Here is a 21,247-nt window from a genome sequence, read left to right as displayed (position 1 = left end):
AAATATCCCTTTCAAACCACTGCGGCTGCGTCAATCACGCGCAGCTGCGGATTGATCGTTCCATTCCAATAATTCAAACTAAGATGACCAGCTAAATGAATCATTTCACCAATATTTTCAAAAAGAAAATCACCAAGCGATGTCCCTACAGCACGAAAAGCTATTCCTTGCAGTTTTTTTCCTTCAACATTAGATACAATGAGGCGAAGATGTCCTTTACCAACTTCAGATAGATTCACCAGTCGATGAGAGGGAAGAACAAAAACAGGTGTTGCATTCCCTGCCCCAAATGGCCCTGCTTTTTCAAGCAATTCAAACAGCGCTTCATTAACACCAGAAGCAGAAAGAGAACCATCTATACTAAGAGATTTTTTTGCACGCAACTGTGAAACCATTAAAGAAACTTTTTCTTCTAGCCATTTTCGAAAAATTTCAATTTTTGTTGATTGAATTGTAATTCCTGCTGCCATACTATGTCCCCCTCCTTTTTCTAATAAATTTAATGTAACAGCTTCACGAACGAGTGCTCCTAAATCTATACCATTAATTGAGCGTCCCGACCCTACGCCATTTCCATCTTCTTTCAAAGCAATAGCAAAAACAGGACAAAAAAAACGCTCTTTGAGACGGGAAGCAAGAATACCAATAATTCCCGGATGCCATTCTTTATGTGAAATTACAAGCGATAATGGTATTTCTTGATCTTGATAAAGAGAAGTAATGTAAGATTCCGCTTGTGCTAATTGAATGTTCTCCATTTCTTGGCGTTCTTGATTAAGCCGATCTAATTGTTCTGCTATTCTGTCCGCTTCATCTTTATTCTCACAGCTAAGTAAACGTGCTCCCAAAGCTTGATCACCAATGCGCCCTCCTGCATTAATTCTAGGACCTAACAAAAAACCTAAGTGAAAACTATTAAGCGGCTCCCCTATTCGTGCAACCTTTGTTAAAGCTGTTATTCCTAGATTATGCATAGAACGAGCAACTTGAAGCCCTTTTATCACAAAAGCACGGTTAACCCCCTGTAATGGAACGACATCACATATGGTTGCCAATGCAACAAGATCAAGCATACTTAAAAGATCAGGCAGCTGCCCTTGGAATTGTTTTTTCCGCAGCAAATGATGAACCCAAGCTAACGTAACAAAAACAACGCCAGCTGCACATAAATGCCCCTGTTTAGAAAAATCATCAGGGCGATTAGGATTGACAAGAGCAACGGCTTCTTGATGAATCTCTGACATTTGATGATGATCTAAAATCACAACATCAGCACCAGCAAGCCTCGCTGCTTTTACGGCATCAGGACTGTTTGCGCCACAATCAACAGTGATAATTAACCGAGCGCCTTCTTGCACAAGCATCCTCATTGCTTGTTCATTAGGACCATAGCCTTCAACAATACGATCAGGAATATAAATTTTGACTTCAATACCAAAATAACGAAAAAAACGCGCTATGAGTGCCGATGAACAAGCACCATCAACATCATAATCCCCAAAAACAGCAACCTGTTCTTGATTGAGAAGAGCCTTAACAATACGCTCTGCAGCGCATTGCATATCCCTAAAACTTTCTGGATCAGGCATAAGCGTACGTAATGTTGGATTAATAAAAGCAACAGCCTCAGCTTCATCCACATCTCTTGCTGAAAGTACTCGAGCTAACTGATCTGGAAAGCCAAATTTTTGAGAAATAGCGCGCGCATTATTTATCCCTTGAACATCAAGGGCATCTAACCAAGCTTGACCACAAGCAGAAGATTCAACATTGAGAAAATAACGAGACCACTGCATTATTTCTTATTTTATAATGAAGAACAATAAAATACAATCATGCGTTAAAGATAAAATAGTTTTTTGCAACATTCATTTTAAGTTTAAATGGTCTACAAACTTCTTTTAATGGGGTATTATAATACCTTTCTCGTAACATGTTGTTTTATAAAGTTTTTATTTTCTCTTGACGTCAATCAAAAGACATTATATCAGAGCAAGTAGTATGCGTTAAATATTTCGCTATGGTAACAATTTTCAACGCAAAACAGTAAAAATTCCCTTATATTAAAAGGGTTCTAATAAAGGATACTTCTATGGCAACTTTTTCACAAAAGCCAACTGAAGTGGTGAAAAAATGGGTTATTATTGACGCAGAAAACCTTGTTTTGGGTCGTCTTGCCACATTTGTTGCTAACCGCTTACGTGGCAAACATAAAGCTACATTTACTCCACATGTTGATGATGGTGACAACGTTATTGTCATTAATGCAGATAAAATAGCTCTCACTGGCAAAAAATATACGGATAAAAAATATTATTGGCATACCGGCTATATTGGTGGAATCAAACAACGTACAGCACGTCAACTTCTTGAGGGACGTTTTCCCGAACGCGTTATTGAAAAAGCAGTAGAGCGCATGATTCCTCGAGGGCCTCTTGGTCGCCGTCAATTGAAGAATCTACGTGTTTACGCTGGAAGCCAACATCCACATGAAGCACAACAGCCTGAATCTCTTGACGTTGGTGCTTTAAACCGCAAAAACAAAAGGATTGCTTGATTATGGCTGAAATTAATTCTCTTTCTGAGCTTAGCATAGTAACAAGTATTACAGAAACACATGAAAATGTTGTTCCTGTCCACGTGCAAAAGCTTGATTCACAAGGACGTGCTTATGCAACAGGAAAGCGTAAAGACGCTGTTGCACGCGTATGGATTAAACCAGGTTCTGGAAAAATCACAATCAACAATAAGGAATTTGACAAATATTTCGCTCGTCCTGTTCTTAGAATGATTCTTCGTCAACCAATTGTTGCAACAAATAGGGATACCCAGTTTGATATTATTGCAACCGTTGCAGGCGGTGGTCTTTCCGGACAAGCCGGTGCAGTGCGCCATGGCATTTCCAAAGCTTTAACCTATTATGAACCAGAACTTCGCTCAATCTTGAAAAAAGGTGGTTTTCTTACCCGTGATAGCCGCGTTGTTGAACGTAAAAAATACGGTAAAGCAAAAGCACGTCGTTCTTTCCAATTCTCAAAGCGTTAATTTCAATTTTTGTACAATGCATAAAGCCTCGGACAAAACCGAGGCTTTTTCCCCTACTAAAACAGACTTTTAGATGAATGTAGGAACAAATCTATACCGATTAGAAAAAACAAAAATGCAAAACAACCTCCTCTCTTAAGATAAAAGGCAAGAAAATAAACCGAAAAATCTCGAAACTTCAGTTTCAATTTTTAAAATCTGTTTTACTAACTTGAATATATCCACGTGCTAAAGCAGAAAAATATTTGCACGAAAACTTTAGCAATTTTATAAGCTTTTCAATATTTTTTTCTATCATCACTTAACAAGCTTTAGTCCACAAAATGTTTTACCATTGTGATAAAATGAGGAACAGAAATAGGCTTTGACATATATTCTTCACATCCACTGGCACGAATTCGCTCCTCATCGCCTTTCATAGCAAAAGCTGTTACAGCAACAACAGGGATTGATCGAAGTTCTTCATCTTCTTTTAATTGTTTAATAACATCTATTCCAGAGACCTCTGGCAACTGGATATCCACAAGGATAAGAGATGGCATTGATGAACGCGCCAAATCTAATGCCATAAGACCATTACGCGTTTCAACAGTTTCATAACCACTCGCTTCTACAAGATCACGGAATAACTTCATATTAAGCTCATTATCTTCCACGATCATGACTTTTTTTGACATTCGTATAACTCCACCCTTCTCAAATAAAATAGAGAAATAGAAATGAATCCACATTCTCTTTGCTTAAGATAAAATGATAAAATGAATTGTAAACCACAAAGAGATTAAAAGATTCCAATAAAAGCATTTTTTACAAATATTTGTAAGACGCATCGCTATACTTATTCAGTTCATCAGTATAAAATCCACAATAACCATAAGTATTGTATTACCCTATATTTTTGAGTGAATACGCACCGTTTATGAATATCTCAATTCCAGCATATGCATTTTCATCATAGAAAAAATATCAAATACAAACTTAGCTCAAATGCGTATTTTGAAGAGAAAAAATTTAATTAACTTTAAAAAGCAGCTGATTATTTAAATTTAATGTCCCCTATACTGCCATCCCCCAACAATATCTTAATGATATTAAAGGATAAATTTACCATATTATTAAAAGTAAAAAATAAATAAACCGTGATTAAACATCACGGTTTATTTAATATAAAATATTCAACAACAGAATAATTCAAAGTTCATCAAGGAATTATCTTTTAATTCAAAGCCCATGCACTATAAGCAAAAGCATCGAATGCTCTTCCACCTGTCTCTCTGTTAGGACTCGGCGGTTTTCTAGTAAAGAAATATACAAGATATGCGATTAAACCAAAAATCGCTGCCTCCATCCCCATTAAACCCGCGACTTTTTGGACATTTTTCTCAGCCCCTTGTCCTCCAAACTGGCTAATAATCATATCAACAGCTTTAATAACTCTATTTTCCTGTGTCATTACAGAAATGAAACCAGCATTTTGAAATCTATCATTTAAAGAATCAGCATTGGCTCCTAAAACCTGTGAAAAGAAAATAGCTACTGCAACAAAACATACTATACAATGCTTGAATATTTTCATCATAAACACCTATTACAATATTTAATAAAATAAATTTTCTTTACCGCCCCCTCTAAATAGAAAACATTACATCATCTATCGATAAAGTATATTTATCTTCTAATAACAAAAAATATAATACAAAATTTAATTAACAGTTTTATTTTAATTGTTAATTTTATATTATATTACATTTACAATATATCCGTTACATGTTTATTTTAATATTGTCAATTATTTTATTCGTGTTTTAATAATGTATAATTTAATGGCAAAAATGTATTAAAATAAAATTATTTTATTGTTTTTATTATAATTTTATCTTTATTATCATAAATATTATTATGATATTATAACATAAAAATATCAATATATTGTTTTCTTAGTTACACGTAATGTTTTTTATTTTTTGTATAATATAGTAAGATAAATATTTTTAAAATTTACAAAAAACAAAAAAATATTTTATTGAAATATTCTGTTAAAATAATTTTTTCTTAGTATAGATTGAGAAGAAATAGTTTTCCCAGCAAAAATTAGCGTAAGTATCAACTTAGCTCTTTGATTGAAAAAGCTAAATTAAGTAAGATAAGGGATAACTTTGGTGAACGCGCCAAATCTAATGCCATAAGGCCATTACACATTTCAAAGATTTCACAGCCATTCGTTTCTACAAGAACGTGGAATAATTTTAATAAAGTTCATTGTCTTTCAAGATTCTAACTTTCTAACATTAATATAATTCTACGACTTAGAGAAATAGAAATAAATACACATTCTTTCTAACCAAGATAAAATGATTAAAAATTTTAAACCTCAAAAAGACTATATTATGTACAATAAAGTATTTCTGTAATAATATTAAAAAAAGAGTACAGCCTAAAAACTTAAAGCTTAATGGGCATATTAATAAATATAAAAATAGCTAAACCGTGATTAGAAATCACGGTTTATTAATTATAAAAGATTCAAAAACAGAATAATTTAAAATTCATCAAATCAACATTTTTAATTAAGAGCCCATGCACTTCGAGTAAAAGCAGTGAATGCTTTTTCACCTGCGCTTTTTCTAGGATCCGGTGGCTTTCTAGTAAAGAAATATACAAGAAATGCGATTAAACCAAAAATCGCTGGCTCCATTCCTATCAAACCAGCCACCTTTTGGACATCTTTTTCTCTGCTTTGTTCTGAAAATTGACTAATAATCTCCTTAACAGATTTAATAACTCTATTCTCTTGTTTCATTACAGAAATAAAATCAGCGTTTTGAGATCTACCATTTAAAGAATCGGCATTAGCTCCTAAAACTTGTGAAAAGAAAATAGCGACTGCAACAACACATGATATACAATGCTTAAATATTCTCATTATAATAACCTATTACAATATTTAATAAAACCTTACTCTCTAAACAGAAAACATCACATCATCTACCGATGATTCATATTTTCCTACTGAGAAGAGAATGATAATATAACACAAAAATAATTATCATTTTGTATTATATTTTCATTCTTTCCATATTTAATTTGTTTTGTCAATTATTCTATTTTTGTTTTAAGCTGACTGATTAGATGATAAAATTTTATTACAATAATATGATTATATTATTGTTTAAATTGTATTTTTTCTTCAAAACTATTGATTTTCTTAATCACAACATTTTTAAATCACAACATAAAAAATATTACTAAATTGTCTTTTTTTATTACACATAATGGATTTTTTATATTGCTAGCATACAGTAAGCTAATTTTTTTTCTTATTGTATGTTGAGAGGAAATAGCTAACCGAGTAAAAATTTAGCGTAAACAAAAATTTCGCTCTTTGATTAGAAAAGCTAAACGAGATAAGATAAGAGATAATATTGATGAAACCGCCAACTTTAATCCATAAAGCCATTAAACATTTCAACGATTTTACGACAATTCGTTTCTACAGAATCGCAGAATAACTTCAGTTTAAGCTCATTATCTTCCACGATCATTACTTTTTGATATTAATAGTGCTCCACGCATTCAAAATAAAATAGAGAAATAGATAATGAATACAAATTCTCTCTCTAACCAAGGTTAAAAAGATAAAAAATGTAAACTATAAAGAAACAAAATAATACCTAATAAAAGCATTTTTGCAAATATTTGTAATGCTCAGCATTATGTTTTTAAGTTTATAAAAATGAACTCCACAATAATCGTAAAATTATATTATTCTATATTTTTGAATCGATATGTAAAATTCATAGTTATCTAATGAATACCAATAAACTCACAAGTATTTTCATCGTAGCAAAGCTATCAATCACAAAAATTAACTCAAATACACATTTTGAAGAGAAAAAACTTACGTAACTTTGATATGCATAGATTTTTTTATCTGTAAGCAATCGGTAGTTTATATACCCAATTAAAAATTTATTCTTGTGATCTTATATTGTCTCAAACGCTTTTGTTATACATCAATACGAGCGATGCAATAACAAATCAAAATAGAACTTACTTATGTAATTTTAAACAAAACTTTAAAATGGACCACACATGTTGTTAATGCATTGTTAAATGCAAAAACAATCACAAAACTGTGAAAATAAAAAACTCATTATAAATGCTAATAACTTAACAGAATTTATTTTTTTGCTTTATATAATTTTTCAAAAAATTTGGTAAGAAAATATGAGTGATACGCGAAAAAGTTCTCAATCTTTTCAATCTCTATATCAAAAATCACATTATTTTCATCACTGATAATCAAAAACATATGATCGTTATCAGTTATTTTACAACATCAAATTAAAGCATTATTTTTGTTTATTGAAAAAGAAGCTGTCTGGATTTCTCTTTATTTTTTTGGCCAAATCTAAAAACATAACTTTATTAATAACATATCTCATAATCTCTATAGAAAGATACTTAAATAAAGAATACTATAAAAAATAAAATGAATATTATTGATGATTTTTTATAATATCAGTTTTAATATGCGCTTTAAAAGCATAATATAATTTAAATAAATTTATTAATAATATTAATAGTATTTAAAGTATCTATAACACTTAAAATTTCTGAACTAAAATATATAGACTTATAAATAATATACCATTAAAAGATATTCTAACAATATTTCTTAGACATATTTTTCATTAACATATCTACAAAATTATTATGATTTTAGAGATATATTGCTGATATTCTATAAATTACCGTACACAATTATAAAAATGATGCACAACTCTAAAGGCCCCCCTCCTAGAGCACCATTTATAGTGCTGCCTACTGCCTTCTCTTAGTATAGCTCCCTCCACAGCAGCAGCTACGATTAATAGAAACTATACCATCTATTTTCTATTGCAACTGCACCCGCTATACTTACGATTCCTCCAAGCACAGCACCTCCAACTGTCCCAACAGGCGCCACTATCATTGCTCCTGTTTGTCCTGTAGATTTTATTGTATCCCAATAATAACCCGAAGGACGGCATGAATTACCTGAAGCACGTGATGAGCTTGAACTCTCCTTTTTCTTTTATAGAAAAACGCATCATATCGATACAATTAAATTTGATTATTACGCGTTTTAGACAATTGTCAAACCTAATTTTAAATTAAAATAAAATAAAAACACCGTACAAAAAAATAATATTCGCAAATACTATTAAAATATAACACATTAATTTTTCTTTTTCTTAACAAAATCATAACTTAAAATGAGTTATGCATAAGAAAAATTAAGAGCCTTCTCTTGATTTACTTGCACAACAAAGAAATATATTTATTACATTATTGAAATTAATCTTATTGCTATCGTTTTACAGCTACTTGACTTGGTGAATACTTTTATTTTTCAAGCAATTATTGATGGAATTTTGCCTACTCAGCATGCTGAAAGTCTCTATGTGATTGTTGTCTTGATAATTGCTATCATGTTGTTTAGCACAACTCTTAGCTTTCTATCGGGCAACTTAAAAGCTTTATTCTATCAATTTTCTTATTGTTTAAGCAAAAAACTCATCCACGTAATAATATATTGAATGCACCAACAAAATCCGCACGAATAACCACATTCTACGCATATAAAAATTACCCACTTTGACAATTTTTTAGCACTATAACCGAAAAAGAACACATCTGGCTCGTATTATGAATGATACTAAATTGTATGCCATCTTACCATTGGCTTTTGTCATCAAGCTGCCATCTAAAATCGAACAGTTTAAACCTCTGATTTCTATTTCACGCTCCTTGCCAGTAACTGTGGGAATGCGGCCTATATTATTGTTCAATCTTATCTAACAATAAAAAAATCCTCATGTGAAAATTCTACATGCCTTATATCGCCAGAATAAATAACGATAATTTATGGTACAATAGAATTATTCACTCAATTTTTTTTATTTTTATAATCATGCTGACTTTCATTTCATCCCCCTAATCCATTAAATTTACGCATTGTTTTCTTATAACTTATGAAAGTCATGACCATGGAAAGAAAAGCGCTCAACAGAAGATATCCAATATTCCATTCGCCTTTACCAAGCAACAATGACACAGGCAAGGAAGCAGAAAAAGCCATGGGAAGCATAAACAAAAGCCATTTTACGATGCTTAAAGGATAAATTCCTATTGGCACAAATGAAAGCTCGTAAATCATTTCATGAAAATATTCGACAGGCATCTTACGGCTAATAATAAATGTTACAAAATTAAACATCATGAAAAAACAAATATTGACAATAAAAACACAAAATATTGCAACAATAAAAGAGATCCATCTTAGCTTAAGATCGGATATATTCGGTAATGATACAAATAAATAGGCACTAACATAAAGAACAAAGAGCTTGATCAGATTAAGAGGTTTACACCAACCAAATAACATCAACAACCAGATTGAAACGGGCTTTATCAAGTATGGTTCAATTTTACCATCCGCTACTTTTTCAAAAAACGTTTCAATAGAATTAGTAAAAATATTCAAAAATATTCCAAGTAAAACAAAGACAACAAAGATAAAATGGATTTCATCTCTGCTATAGTTACCGATCTTTCCTGAAAAAGAAGATATTCTATCAATAAATATGAATTGAATAAAATAATAGCATAGAGAAAGAATAAACTCCCCAGCCAAATTCTTACCATAAACAATCTGTCGGCGGATATTCAAACTGATAAAATGAAGGATTATTTTCATCTCAACCACCCGCTCCATTATATGCTTTCATCCCTTTATTCCAAGCAATATAAATTAAGAATAAAAAACACAAAATATAAGTAAAACTTCCGAAAATAAACTGCTGAAACAACGCTAAATTTTGCGTCGCGAAAAACTCGGCAGGAGCTGATATCATGAAACGATAAGGATTAAATTGCATAAGCGGAATAAGCCACACCGGCCAAAAAGATGGTGGTAAAAGAACACCCCCAAGAAGCGTTGAACTGAGAATACTGAAAGAGAGTAATATATTGTACTCAATCACCCAAAAGCTTAATAAGGCAATTCCAAAAGAGAGTAAAAAACAAAGCAATTGTGATAGAATAACAACCAGAAAAAAGAACAGAAAAGCGATGACCAATCCCAGAATATTTTCATAGGATAAAACAAGCTTAACAACAAAAAGAGCCAATAACGGGATGCTATATAATACACTCTCCCCTAAAAAAGTAAAAAGCATTTGTGTCATATAACTAAAGGGCTTTGTAAGATATACTTCTAATTGACCTTCTTTAACATGATGAGAGAAAAACTTAATCACATTATAACCATTATTTAAGCGACCTAGGACTAAAGCAAAAGCATAATAATACATCATATCATAAAAGCTAAAGCCATTGATGGTGTTGCCCGTATCAGAGAAAAGTGCATTCCATAATAGAAGTTGAATAACAAATGGCGAAAGTGTCCCAATGATAATATCGGTAAAAAACATTGCTCTATCACTTAGAACAGTGAGTAATCCATTCTTGGCAAAAAGAAACATACCAAAGCAGTGGTTAGATAAATTCTTTAAATTTAACACGGAGCATCTCTTCAAGCGAGGGAGTGGATACAGAGAACGTACAGTTCAATTCGGTTGTAATTTCGCGTACAAAACGCGCAAAATCCTCACGGGGCAGCGAAACCTCCAGCGAGCATTCTTCAGCGTTAAAGTGCTTATCTTTTAAAGGAGTAGATAATTTCAACGCAATCTCATCAATTTTTTCTACAACAGCTGAAGGTGCAGCCATGTGTTCACAAAAAAGTGTCATTCTCACCAAAGAAGGAATGACATTTTTAAGCGCATGAAGATTACCATGAAACTGTTTCTTTCCTTTATGCAAAAGAATAATATCATCGACGTATCCATCAATATCTCCCATATCATGACTTGTAATGATATACCCAGTGCCACGCTCCTTTTTCAGTTTTTTAAGAAGCTCCCTGATTTCATGCTTAGATGTAATATCAAGACCAATACTTGGCTCATCGAGAAACAACAGTTTAGGTCTAAAGGAGAGATTAAATGCCAATTCACTTTTCACTCTCTCACCCAGACTAAGCATCCGCACTGGCTTATCCATAATATGCTCAAGACCCAGCAACTCAGCGATCTCTTTAAGATCACGGGTAAAAGAGGCGCATTCAAGACCATATAATGGTTGAACCATATCCAGACTGTAGCGTAAGGGCAAATCCCACCATAAACAATTCTTGTGACCAAAGACCACACCCAAAGACTTGAACAGATTTTTCTTCGCTTTATAAGGATCAACACCAAGGACTTTAACACATCCCTCATCAGCGTATTGTATACCAGAAAGTATTTTAATCAGTGTCGATTTACCCGCTCCGTTAGGGCCAAGAATTGCTAACGATTGCCCTGAAAAGAGGGTGAAACTCATATCTTTTAACACATGATGATTTGTATAAACCGGCTTGAAGAGAGAAAACACCTTGTTTTTAAAACCAATTCCTCTGTCAATGTTGCGATATATTTTTGAGACGTTATTAACGTCAATCAATAATGATCCCATCAGTCACTCCTAATTTCAACTTATCTCCCCTTTGAATGTTCCCATAATAAATATCTGTTTTGTTCACTAGAAAAAACAAAAGTGTTCAAGCCCTCCCTAGAGCAATAAAACGCGCCTGACGTTTTATCTCCAATTTTTTGTCTAGATATTTTTTCAATGTGATGAGTTCACTTCAATGAAGCATTAAGATACTGAAAAATTATTTCTTCTTTTATGAAAGATAGTCTTTTGGATAAACTAAGTAAGTAGAAAAAATTGCTCATTGAAAGGAGAACTTTGCTAAGAAGGCTTCATTGTGTAAGTAAAGATACAAAGCATAAATCTATACTATAAGCATATCAAACCACATTTATAACAGAACAAACTTCCTTGACAACAGGATTTTTTTGAGAGTCTACTTTTCCTCAGCATTACTATAAAATGCCTTCATTATTCCCCATAAAAAAACTAAAATCGCTTTCTCTATTTTAGTAAATATCTTTCAGATTTTATCTAACTCATCTCCCTCAACAGACACGCCTTCCCAATATATGACCTCTATAGATAATTCAAAGGAGCAGCTTCATAAACTCAGATTATTAAATGATACACCATATCCAAAAAATAACAATACAATCAATATGGATAAAGAGCTGTAGAAAGAAAGCCATGATATTCGAAAATTTCATCACTCAAAAACATAATTTTCTCATAGCGATTGACTTATCAAAAACTTCCTTCAAATGATGCCCTATTCATCTTATCAAATTTATAGACAAAATTTTATATCAATCAAAAAGAACAAATGAAGTTTGTTTAGTCGGTTTCAGCATCACTCTCATTAAAAGACAAAAGATTAAAACTTTGAACCATATGAGGTGGTAAAGGTGCAACAATGTCCAATATTCCTCCTGAAGGATGAGGAATACGAATACGACGTGCATGAAGATGAAGACGATTTTGAATTCCTCCTGGTAATGTCCAATTACTATCAGAAAAAAAATACTTTGTATCGCCAATGATAGGATGATCCATATGGGCAGCATGCACACGAAGCTGATGTGTTCTCCCTGTATAGGGTTCCATTTCAAGCCACGAAAGAGCCCGCCCTCGTGTATCTAAAACGCGATAGTAGGAAACCGCATGATGTGAATCTGGCTCCCCATGTTCACAAACACGCATTTTGTCACCTTGTGCAGTCATTTCCTTAACCATCCACGTTGAAATTTTGTCCTGCTTTTTTTTAGGCACGCCACGAACCAACGCCCAATAAGTCTTTTTTGTTTCTCGCGCTCTAAAAGCAGCAGTTAAGGACTGAGCAGCTCCCCTTGATCGTGCAACAATAAGCACCCCCGACGTCTCACGATCAAGACGATGAACCAAACGCGGCTTTTCACCTTTTTTATTGCGCCATACCTCAAGCATACTATCCATATGACGTGTTAAACCAGAGCCTCCTTGTACAGCCAACCCAGCGGGTTTATTAAAAACAAATACCTTTGGATCTTCATAAAGCAGCATTTTTTTCAAAACGGTCCCATCATCCTGCCCACGAAGTGTTTTATCCGTTATTGAAAGATTTTCCTTGTCATTAATAGGGAGAGGTGGAATACGAACAGCCTGTCCTATACAAAGACGCGTATCGGCTTTAACACGTCCACCATCAACCCGTATCTGACCAGAACGCAACAATTTTTGCAAAGCTCCAAAACCAAGTCCTGGATAATGCACTTTAAACCAGCGATCTAAGCGCATTCTATTTTCATCTGCCTCAACTTTTTTTATTTCTATGCCTGCCATGAAAATTCCCTTACCTGATAATTTTATTGATCTATTTTTGCGCCTTTATAAACACAAAAATTCATATTTTAGTTGGTTTTATCACACCATATTACAGTTAGTATCCAAAATTGCCTTTTCTTAACGTCCAAATTTTATTAGCTAAAAACTAAGCGTTGTAAAAATCAACAGCCTTTACGCTTAATAGCGAATGGAGATAATTAACCGTGTCCTTATTCAAAACCTATGCACGTGTTCTCACTTACCTAAATAGAGAAAAAAATGCATCCCTTTTAATCTGTACCGCTAATGTTATGTTAGCTATTATCACTATTGCAGAACCTATTTTATTCGGACGTGTTATTGATTCTATTTCAGAAAAATCAGCTATCATTCCTACTCTTACCATCTGGGTTTGTTTTGGACTTTCACATATTATTGCTTATGTCCTTGTTGCTCGCGGTGCTGACCGCTTAGCCCATAGACGCCGCTTAACGGTTTTAACGGAATCTTTCGAACGTATCATTGCCATGCCTTTAATTTGGCATCAACAGCGTGGAACTTCCAACGCACTCCATACACTTTTGCGCGCAATAGATTCCATGTCAACCATATGGCTTGATTTTATGCGCCAACACCTCTCAACGCTTGTCGCCTTATTGGTTCTCATCCCCATAGCGTTTAATATGAATTGGCGTCTTTCAATAGTCTTGGTTGTGCTTGCCATCACCTACGTATTAATTGCACGTTTAGTGATGCGAAAAACAAAAGACGGACAAGCCGCTGTGGAATGCTACCACCACAACCTTTTTAAACATGTCAGTGATTCAATCTCTAATGTTTCCATTGTACAAAGTTATAACCGAATAAAAGAAGAAGCTTCTATACTGCATCAACATACAAATGCTCTGCTTAAAGCACAAAATCCTGTTCTCAATTGGTGGGCGCTCGCCAGTGGCTTAAATCGAATGGCTTCAACAATTTCAATCGTTTGTGTTCTTCTCCTTGGAGCTTTTTTTGTTGCAAAAGATCAATTACGAGTAGGTGAAGTCGTTGCTTTTGTTGGATTTGCACAACTCATGATTAGCCGCCTAGACCAAATGAGCAGTTTTATTAATTGTGCAATATCCTCACAAGCAAAACTGCAAGAATTTTTTGAAATGGAAGACTCAACCTTTCATATCAACGAACCGCAAAATCTTCCTTCCCTCAAAAATGTTAAAGGCGCCATACAATTTCATCACGTGACCTATAAATTCCCCAATTCTTCTCAAGGTGTTTTTGATATTTCCTTTGAGGTTAAAGCAGGACAAACTGTTGCAATTGTAGGGCCAACAGGGGCTGGAAAAACAACATTGATCAATCTGTTGCAGCGCGTATACGACCCTACCCTTGGGCATATCTCCATTGATGGAATAAATATATGCTCAATCAATCGCGAATCTTTACGCAAATCTCTAGCAACAGTATTTCAAGACTCGGGTCTTTTCAACCGTACTATTCATGACAATATTTCAATAGGAAAAGCGAGCGCAACAAATGAAGAACTTTATGAAGCAGCAAAAATAGCAGAAGCTCACGATTTTATTCTAAAAAAAGCTGATTGTTATAACACAATGGTGGGCGAACGAGGATCTCAATTATCCGGTGGAGAAAAACAGCGACTAGCAATTGCACGCGCTGTTTTAAAAAATTCCCCTATTCTCATTCTAGATGAAGCAACAAGCGCTCTTGATGTTGAAACAGAAGCACGTGTCAAAGATGCTCTCGATTGCATAAGCCATAACCGCACTACTTTTATTATAGCACATCGCCTCTCAACAGTACGCAATGCTGATGTGATACTCTTTCTGGATCATGGTCACTTAATGGAAAAAGGAAACTTTCAAGAATTGATCGATAAAGGGGGACGTTTCTCTAATTTTTTAAAGGCAAGTGGTTTAACAATCAAACCACCAGAAAGAGAAGGAGAAAATGTTATCCCCTTACATGAAGCCATAGCATCATAAAATTGATACTCTTTTTCAAGCAAAAAAATCCTCCTCAAGATAACAAGAGTTCTTATATATGATACAAGTAAAGAGATTTCTAAAAATGCCACAATTCATTTTAGGTATTTAAGAAAAATATTAAAACAGTTTAGTATTTTCTCTGCTATTGCAATTTTACTAGATTAGAACAAAAATATTTTCCTATATCTGTGCATATTGACGAGTATACATTCTCATTTAGGGAAAATGTAAAGGTAAAAACAATTTCCAGTTTTATCGTCTTCTTTTTACTCAGCTTTACGAATTTCAAAACGAACTAAAGAAACATCTTTTAAATAATGAATATTATGTATTGCTTTGCACTTTTGTTTATCACGTTCTTTATAGTCCTCTCATAAAGAACAGAACATCATTGTTTTGCACATTCATATGACTTTTTTAAGAAACATTTTTCAATGCTCTTAAGCCCATTTCACAACAACATTCGTGAGTGGTTTTGATTAATTTAACATACCCAGAATTTGAAATAATAAAATCCTACGAATATTCGTAGCTCTTATTCAAAAGATAAAACGATAAATTATCATTATAACTCAATGTATTAAAGCAATTTTATCATAAATAAATTAAATATTAATCTAAATCTTTAGATTTATGTAACATTCCTTTGATTTATATTGATAATTCATTACTTTATAACTTTAAATAAAGATTTATAAAGATAGGAGAATATTCTTTTCAAAACCTTTTAATAATAAACCAAAAAACTGTGTACATAACAAGCAAAATGAAAACAATAGCTCTAAGATATAACAACTCTTTTATAAGCCTTTTCAAGGAAAGAGATTTTATTCATTTGAAAACTAATCGAATAATGACAGCTTATAACTTTATAAGGAGAATCGTATGCAATAAATCTTGATTTTTCCTTTCATAAAAAGAGAGGTTTCTTTAAAAAATCTATAAGAGCAACATAATAACTAGTCTTCCTAGTAAAAGAATACACAGCAAAGCATGAAGTGCTGAATAATCTATCTTATCTTAAAAAGGTGACTCCTGAAACACTTGGACGTTATAAAGACAAACACTGTTTTTATCTTTACAATTGTATTTTTCCCCAATTACGCTGTATCTGCATTTCAGAAATACACCAGACAGATATTCATGATACATAGATACCAACCCAATATAACAATGTAAAAAATACCTATGCAGAATGATTTCATTCTTTAATTTTTTTCAAGAAAATCTTTTAGTGCCGCAAATGCCTCATCAGCTTTGTTCCCCTCAGGACCACCAGCCTGCGCCATATCAGGACGGCCACCTCCACCTTTACCACCAAGCATCTCTGAAAGAATACGAACGAGATCTACAGCATTTAACTTATCCGTTAAATCATCCGTAACGCCGACAACAGCACTCCCTTTTCCATCCTCCGAGACACTAATAAACGCAACCACTCCAGATCCGATTTGTTTTTTCTCAGAATCGACGAGCGCCTTAAGATCCCGTGGTAAAATATTTTTAACAACGCGTCCGGTAAAAGAAAACCCATTGATGATGATAATATCACCTTGGCTCCTTTCTGTTATTCCACCACTCAACATCATTTTCTTGCGTACATCATTCAATTCTTTTTCAAGTTTACGACGATCATCAAGCAAAATTCGCGCCCGTTCTTCCACACCAGCAGAAGAAGTTTTTAAAAGATCAGCAATTTCATGAATACGTTCATCTTGGCGGCTAAGATAAAGACGTGCTTCTTTGCCTGTTAAAGCTTCAATACGCCGCACTCCAGCTGAAACAGAACTTTCAGAAACAATATGAATCAAACCGATATCACCTGTTCGCTCCACATGTGTGCCACCACAAAGCTCAATTGACCAACGCTTTTTAAATCCTCCCTTTTCAAATGGCTCCCCCATAGAAACAACGCGAACTTCATCACCATATTTTTCACCAAACAATGCCATGGCACCTTCAGAAATTGCATCATCTACAGCCATGAGGCGCGTTATTACTTTACTATTTTGCAAAATAATCTCATTGGCTAAATCTTCTATTTTTTTCAACTCTTCTGGTGAAACGGATTTTGGATGTGAAAAATCAAAACGCAACCGATCTGGCGATACAAGAGAGCCCTTTTGTGTAACATGGTCCCCCAATGTTTGGCGTAAAGCTTCGTGTAACAAATGAGTAGCAGAGTGATTCGCGCGAATTTTCTTACGACGAACAATATCAACCGTTAATTCTACACAATCAGACCTCGATGCCTGACCAGATTTCATCTCCCCAATATGGATAAAAACACCATCACCCTTTCTTTGGGTATCATGCACCTTAAAAATAAAATTTTCACCAGAAATGATACCGCTATCACCAATTTGCCCACCAGATTCACCATAAAAAGGTGTCTGATTAACAACAAGCATAGCTTTCTGATCTGAAGAAATATGATCAACAATTTTACCATCACATACAAGAGCTGTAAGAATACCTTTCGCTGTCTCAGTTTCATAACCTAAAAACTCTGTGGCCCCCACTTGATCACGAACAGAAAACCAGATTTTCTCTGTTACAGCTTCTCCAGAACCAGACCAATTGGCACGTGCTTCCTCTTTTTGGCGTTCCATCGCTTTATCAAAAGCACCAACGTCAACAGATATTCCGCGACGACGAAGAACATCTTGCGTCAAATCAAGCGGAAAACCATAGGTATCATAAAGTTTGAAAGCAACTTCACCATTCAAATAGTCTCCTTCTTTAAGATCGGTACTTGCTTCGTTCAACAAACCAAGTCCTCGTTCAAGCGTTTTACGAAAACGTATTTCTTCTAACCTTAAAGTTTCTGAAATCAAAGATTCAGCACGCACCAACTCAGGATAAGCTTGTCCCATTTCGCGATTTAAAGCAGGCAAAAGTCGCCACATTAAGGGCTCTTTAGCACCAAGAAGATGCGCATGACGCATAGCACGACGCATAATACGACGTAAAACATATCCTCTTCCTTCATTAGAAGGAAGCACACCATCAGCAATCAAAAATGCCGATGAGCGAAGATGATCAGCAATGACACGATGGCTGGCAATAAAATCACCCTTTGCCTCAATCCCTGTAATTTCTTCTGATGCAGCAATTAATGCACGAAAAAGATCAATGTCATAATTATCATGAACGCCCTGTAAAACAGCAGCAATACGCTCTAATCCCATGCCTGTATCAATAGAAGGGTGAGGTAAGTTAACACGTTTTTCCTTGGAAACTTGCTCATACTGCATAAAAACAAGATTCCAAATCTCAATAAAGCGATCACCATCTTCTTCCATACTTCCAGGAGGACCGCCCCAGATTTCATCACCATGATCATAAAAAATCTCCGAACAAGGCCCACAAGGGCCTGTTTCTCCCATCGACCAAAAATTATCAGCTGTCGCAATACGGACAATTTTTTCATCTGGAAGACCTGAAATTTTACGCCACAGTTCAGCAGCAACATCATCACTCTGATAAACTGTCACCAACAATTTATCTTTTGGCAGGCAAAATTCCTTTGTTAAAAGATTCCATGATAAAAAAATGGCTTCTTCTTTGAAATAATCACCGAAAGAAAAATTACCCAGCATTTCAAAAAATGTATGATGGCGCGCCGTATATCCAACATTATCAAGATCATTATGCTTTCCACCCGCACGAACACATTTTTGTGCCGTTGTTGCCTGCGTATAAGAAGGTTGTTCAAGTCCAGTAAAAACATTTTTAAACTGCACCATCCCTGCATTTGTAAACATAAGTGTAGGATCATTCCGCGGAACAAGCGGACTAGAAGAAAGAACTTTATGCCCATTACGATGAAAATAATCCAAAAATATTGACCGAATATTATTAACACTATTCATGTTGACACCTGCTCAATACAGCACAAAACCATAAAAGAAAAATCCCCCTCATTAAATTCTCTTCGCCACGCATGAAGTCAATTTAATCAAAAATGGAATATTTGTTTTAAAAAATTGAGAAAAAAATGACTGCGTATTTAAAAACTCAAACAAAAAAACAGAAAAATCTGAAAGGGAAAAAATTATAGACGAAAAAAACACTCCATCAAATGGCTTCATCACTTTCTATATTTTCTGACCCTGCATTTTCTAACAGTTCAATCGCAATCAAACCAGCATTTTGGCGCAAAGCTGCTTCAATCTCTGTAGCTATTTCCACATGTTCACGTAAAAACTGCTTTGCATTCTCACGCCCCTGTCCTAAACGCTGAGAATTATAAGAAAACCATGCACCAGATTTTTCCACAACACCAACCTTGACACCCAAATCAATCAATTCACCTACTTTGGAAATACCTTCACCATAAATAATATCAAACTCAACCTGCTTAAATGGAGGTGCCAATTTATTTTTCACCACTTTAACGCGCGTCTGATTACCAACGATTGAATCCCTATCTTTAATGGATCCAATGCGACGAATATCTAAACGAACAGAAGCATAAAACTTTAAAGCGTTTCCACCCGTTGTCGTTTCAGGAGAACCAAACATCACACCAATTTTCATGCGAATTTGATTAATAAAAACAACCATACAGTTAGAGCGAAAAATTGCTGCGGTTAATTTTCGTAACGCTTTACTCATTAACCGAGCTTGCAATCCGGGCAAAGCATCACCCATTTCACCGTCAATTTCTGCTCGCGGAGTTAAAGCTGCGACAGAATCCACAACAAGCACATCAACTGCACCAGAACGAACCAACGTTTCTGTAATTTCCAATGCCTGTTCACCGGTATCTGGCTGAGAAATGAACAAGTTTTCTAAATCAACACCAAGCTTACGCGCATAAATAGGATCAAGCGCATGCTCTGCATCAATAAAAGCACAAATCCCACCACCTTTCTGTGCCTCAGCAATAGCATGGAGAGCCAATGTTGTTTTCCCAGAACTTTCTGGTCCATAAATCTCAACAATACGCCCCTTCGGTAATCCACCAATCCCTAAAGCAATATCCAAGGATAACGACCCTGTTGGAATTGTTTCAATTTCAACAACCTGCTCTTTTTGCCCAAGACGCATAATCGAGCCTTTACCAAAAGAACGTTCAATTTGTGAGAGAGCAGCATCGAGAGCTTTTGTTTTATCCACGATTATATCCTTGACCGAATTCATAATAACCTAAAAATTTAGTGTACACTGTACTTTTAATTTAACTAAAGGCTTGAGTTTAGATTTTCACAGACTATTTCCATTCCTATCTCCACATTATGCCCATAAACATTCATGACCATCACAATAAAGAATTGGCATTGCTTATCTTATGACACATAATAAACTCTAATAAAGTAATATCTCTATGGGAGCATAGTTAACATATTTATATCTCTCTAGAAAAGGAACAATTTAATTTTAAACACAATGTTCTACAGCCCTTCTGCTTATCCCTTTGATTAAATACTTGAGAAACTAAGAATTCTCCTGCTATTGATCACAAAAAAACGCATCATCAATCAACCTCATACCCTATTGCATCGAAGAACAAAACGCCATTGTGTTGCATATTCATACACTTGATTTAAGAAACATCTCTCAAAACTTCTAAGCTCGTTTTGTGACAACACCTATGAATGTGGTATACTACAAAACCCTTTAGGCGCCACCATCTTTACTCTATGGAAGGAGAAAGCCGGCACCCATCACACTATTTATCATCCCCCAATGTTGCAACAGTTCTCGGCACTTGAGACAATTCATAAGAAGGATTTTTAGTCCTTTCTTGTACAGTTTTTATCACACGGTAATCCTGCTTGTAACATGCAAGTAAATGATTTGATTGATTCAACAAATAACAGACTTGGGATGAGAGAAATTTACGGTATTTGAAACTTTCATTC

13 protein-coding genes are annotated in these 21,247 nt (G+C 34.4%); 3 read left to right on the top strand and 10 right to left on the bottom strand.

The genetic code is table 11. The features are described from left to right. Positions 1-11 precede the first annotated feature (11 nt). Positions 12-1,796 (bottom strand): single-stranded-DNA-specific exonuclease RecJ, encoded by a 1,785-nt coding sequence (gene recJ / locus ACFIJZ_RS06015; RefSeq protein WP_375631293.1) that lies wholly within the window; start codon positions 1,794-1,796, stop codon positions 12-14. 296 nt (positions 1,797-2,092) lie between these two features. Here recJ and rplM point away from each other — a divergent pair, with 296 nt between their 5' ends. Beyond that, positions 2,093-2,557, top strand: a complete 465-nt coding sequence (gene rplM / locus ACFIJZ_RS06010; protein ID WP_015856544.1) for a 50S ribosomal protein L13 — start codon at positions 2,093-2,095, stop codon at positions 2,555-2,557. A gap of 2 nt (positions 2,558-2,559) precedes the next feature. Beyond that, positions 2,560-3,045, top strand: coding sequence for a 30S ribosomal protein S9 (gene rpsI / locus ACFIJZ_RS06005; RefSeq protein ID WP_015856545.1), 486 nt, complete (start codon positions 2,560-2,562; stop codon positions 3,043-3,045). 311 nt (positions 3,046-3,356) lie between these two features. Here rpsI and ACFIJZ_RS06000 read toward each other — a convergent pair whose 3' ends face one another. The 7 genes from ACFIJZ_RS06000 to ACFIJZ_RS05970 form a co-directional block, all read right to left on the bottom strand. Beyond that, positions 3,357-3,722 carry a response regulator gene (locus tag ACFIJZ_RS06000; protein ID WP_005773308.1) on the bottom strand — a complete coding sequence of 122 codons (366 nt, stop codon included), beginning with the start codon at positions 3,720-3,722 and terminating at the stop codon, positions 3,357-3,359. 539 nt (positions 3,723-4,261) lie between these two features. After that, positions 4,262-4,621, bottom strand: a complete 360-nt coding sequence (locus ACFIJZ_RS05995; protein WP_273791584.1) for a hypothetical protein — start codon at positions 4,619-4,621, stop codon at positions 4,262-4,264. A 987-nt stretch (positions 4,622-5,608) separates the two neighbouring features. After that, positions 5,609-5,968 carry a hypothetical protein gene (locus tag ACFIJZ_RS05990; RefSeq protein WP_375631292.1) on the bottom strand — a complete coding sequence of 120 codons (360 nt, stop codon included), beginning with the start codon at positions 5,966-5,968 and terminating at the stop codon, positions 5,609-5,611. 3,048 nt (positions 5,969-9,016) lie between these two features. Continuing rightward, positions 9,017-9,805: an ABC-2 family transporter protein gene (locus ACFIJZ_RS05985; RefSeq protein WP_273791430.1), complete on the bottom strand. Its 789-nt coding sequence runs from the start codon at positions 9,803-9,805 to the stop codon at positions 9,017-9,019. Beyond that, the gene (locus ACFIJZ_RS05980; protein WP_375631291.1) at positions 9,789-10,613 is read right to left on the bottom strand and encodes an ABC-2 family transporter protein; all 825 of its coding nucleotides are present in this window, start codon (positions 10,611-10,613) and stop codon (positions 9,789-9,791) included. The genes ACFIJZ_RS05985 and ACFIJZ_RS05980 overlap by 17 nt, the downstream gene beginning before the upstream one ends. After that, positions 10,588-11,607 carry an ATP-binding cassette domain-containing protein gene (locus tag ACFIJZ_RS05975; RefSeq protein ID WP_375631290.1) on the bottom strand — a complete coding sequence of 340 codons (1,020 nt, stop codon included), beginning with the start codon at positions 11,605-11,607 and terminating at the stop codon, positions 10,588-10,590. The genes ACFIJZ_RS05980 and ACFIJZ_RS05975 overlap by 26 nt, the downstream gene beginning before the upstream one ends. Before the next feature lie 795 nt (positions 11,608-12,402). Next, complete coding sequence (locus tag ACFIJZ_RS05970; protein ID WP_375631289.1) at positions 12,403-13,386, bottom strand: RluA family pseudouridine synthase; 984 nt, start codon at positions 13,384-13,386, stop codon at positions 12,403-12,405. Between the two features lie 206 nt (positions 13,387-13,592). On the opposite strand from ACFIJZ_RS05970, the gene ACFIJZ_RS05965 reads away from it, so the two are divergent. Beyond that, entirely contained in the window at positions 13,593-15,374 is a 1,782-nt protein-coding gene (locus ACFIJZ_RS05965; RefSeq protein ID WP_375631288.1) for a glucan ABC transporter ATP-binding protein/ permease, read from the top strand. Between the two features lie 1,211 nt (positions 15,375-16,585). Here the strand turns inward: ACFIJZ_RS05965 and alaS are convergent. Together alaS and recA are read right to left on the bottom strand one after the other, a co-directional pair. After that, entirely contained in the window at positions 16,586-19,252 is a 2,667-nt protein-coding gene (gene alaS, locus ACFIJZ_RS05960) for an alanine--tRNA ligase (protein WP_375631287.1), read from the bottom strand. 205 nt (positions 19,253-19,457) lie between these two features. After that, a complete protein-coding gene (gene recA / locus ACFIJZ_RS05955) occupies positions 19,458-20,501 on the bottom strand; it encodes a recombinase RecA (RefSeq protein WP_273791424.1) in 1,044 nt (347 codons plus the stop codon). Between the last annotated feature and the right edge of the window lie 746 nt (positions 20,502-21,247).

The sequence above is a fragment of the Bartonella sp. CL70QHWL genome (genome assembly GCF_042194855.1).
In the GTDB taxonomy this organism is placed as follows: domain Bacteria; phylum Pseudomonadota; class Alphaproteobacteria; order Rhizobiales; family Rhizobiaceae; genus Bartonella.
Note: the sequence above shows the minus strand (reverse complement) of the source record. Positions and strands in the feature narration are given on the sequence as shown.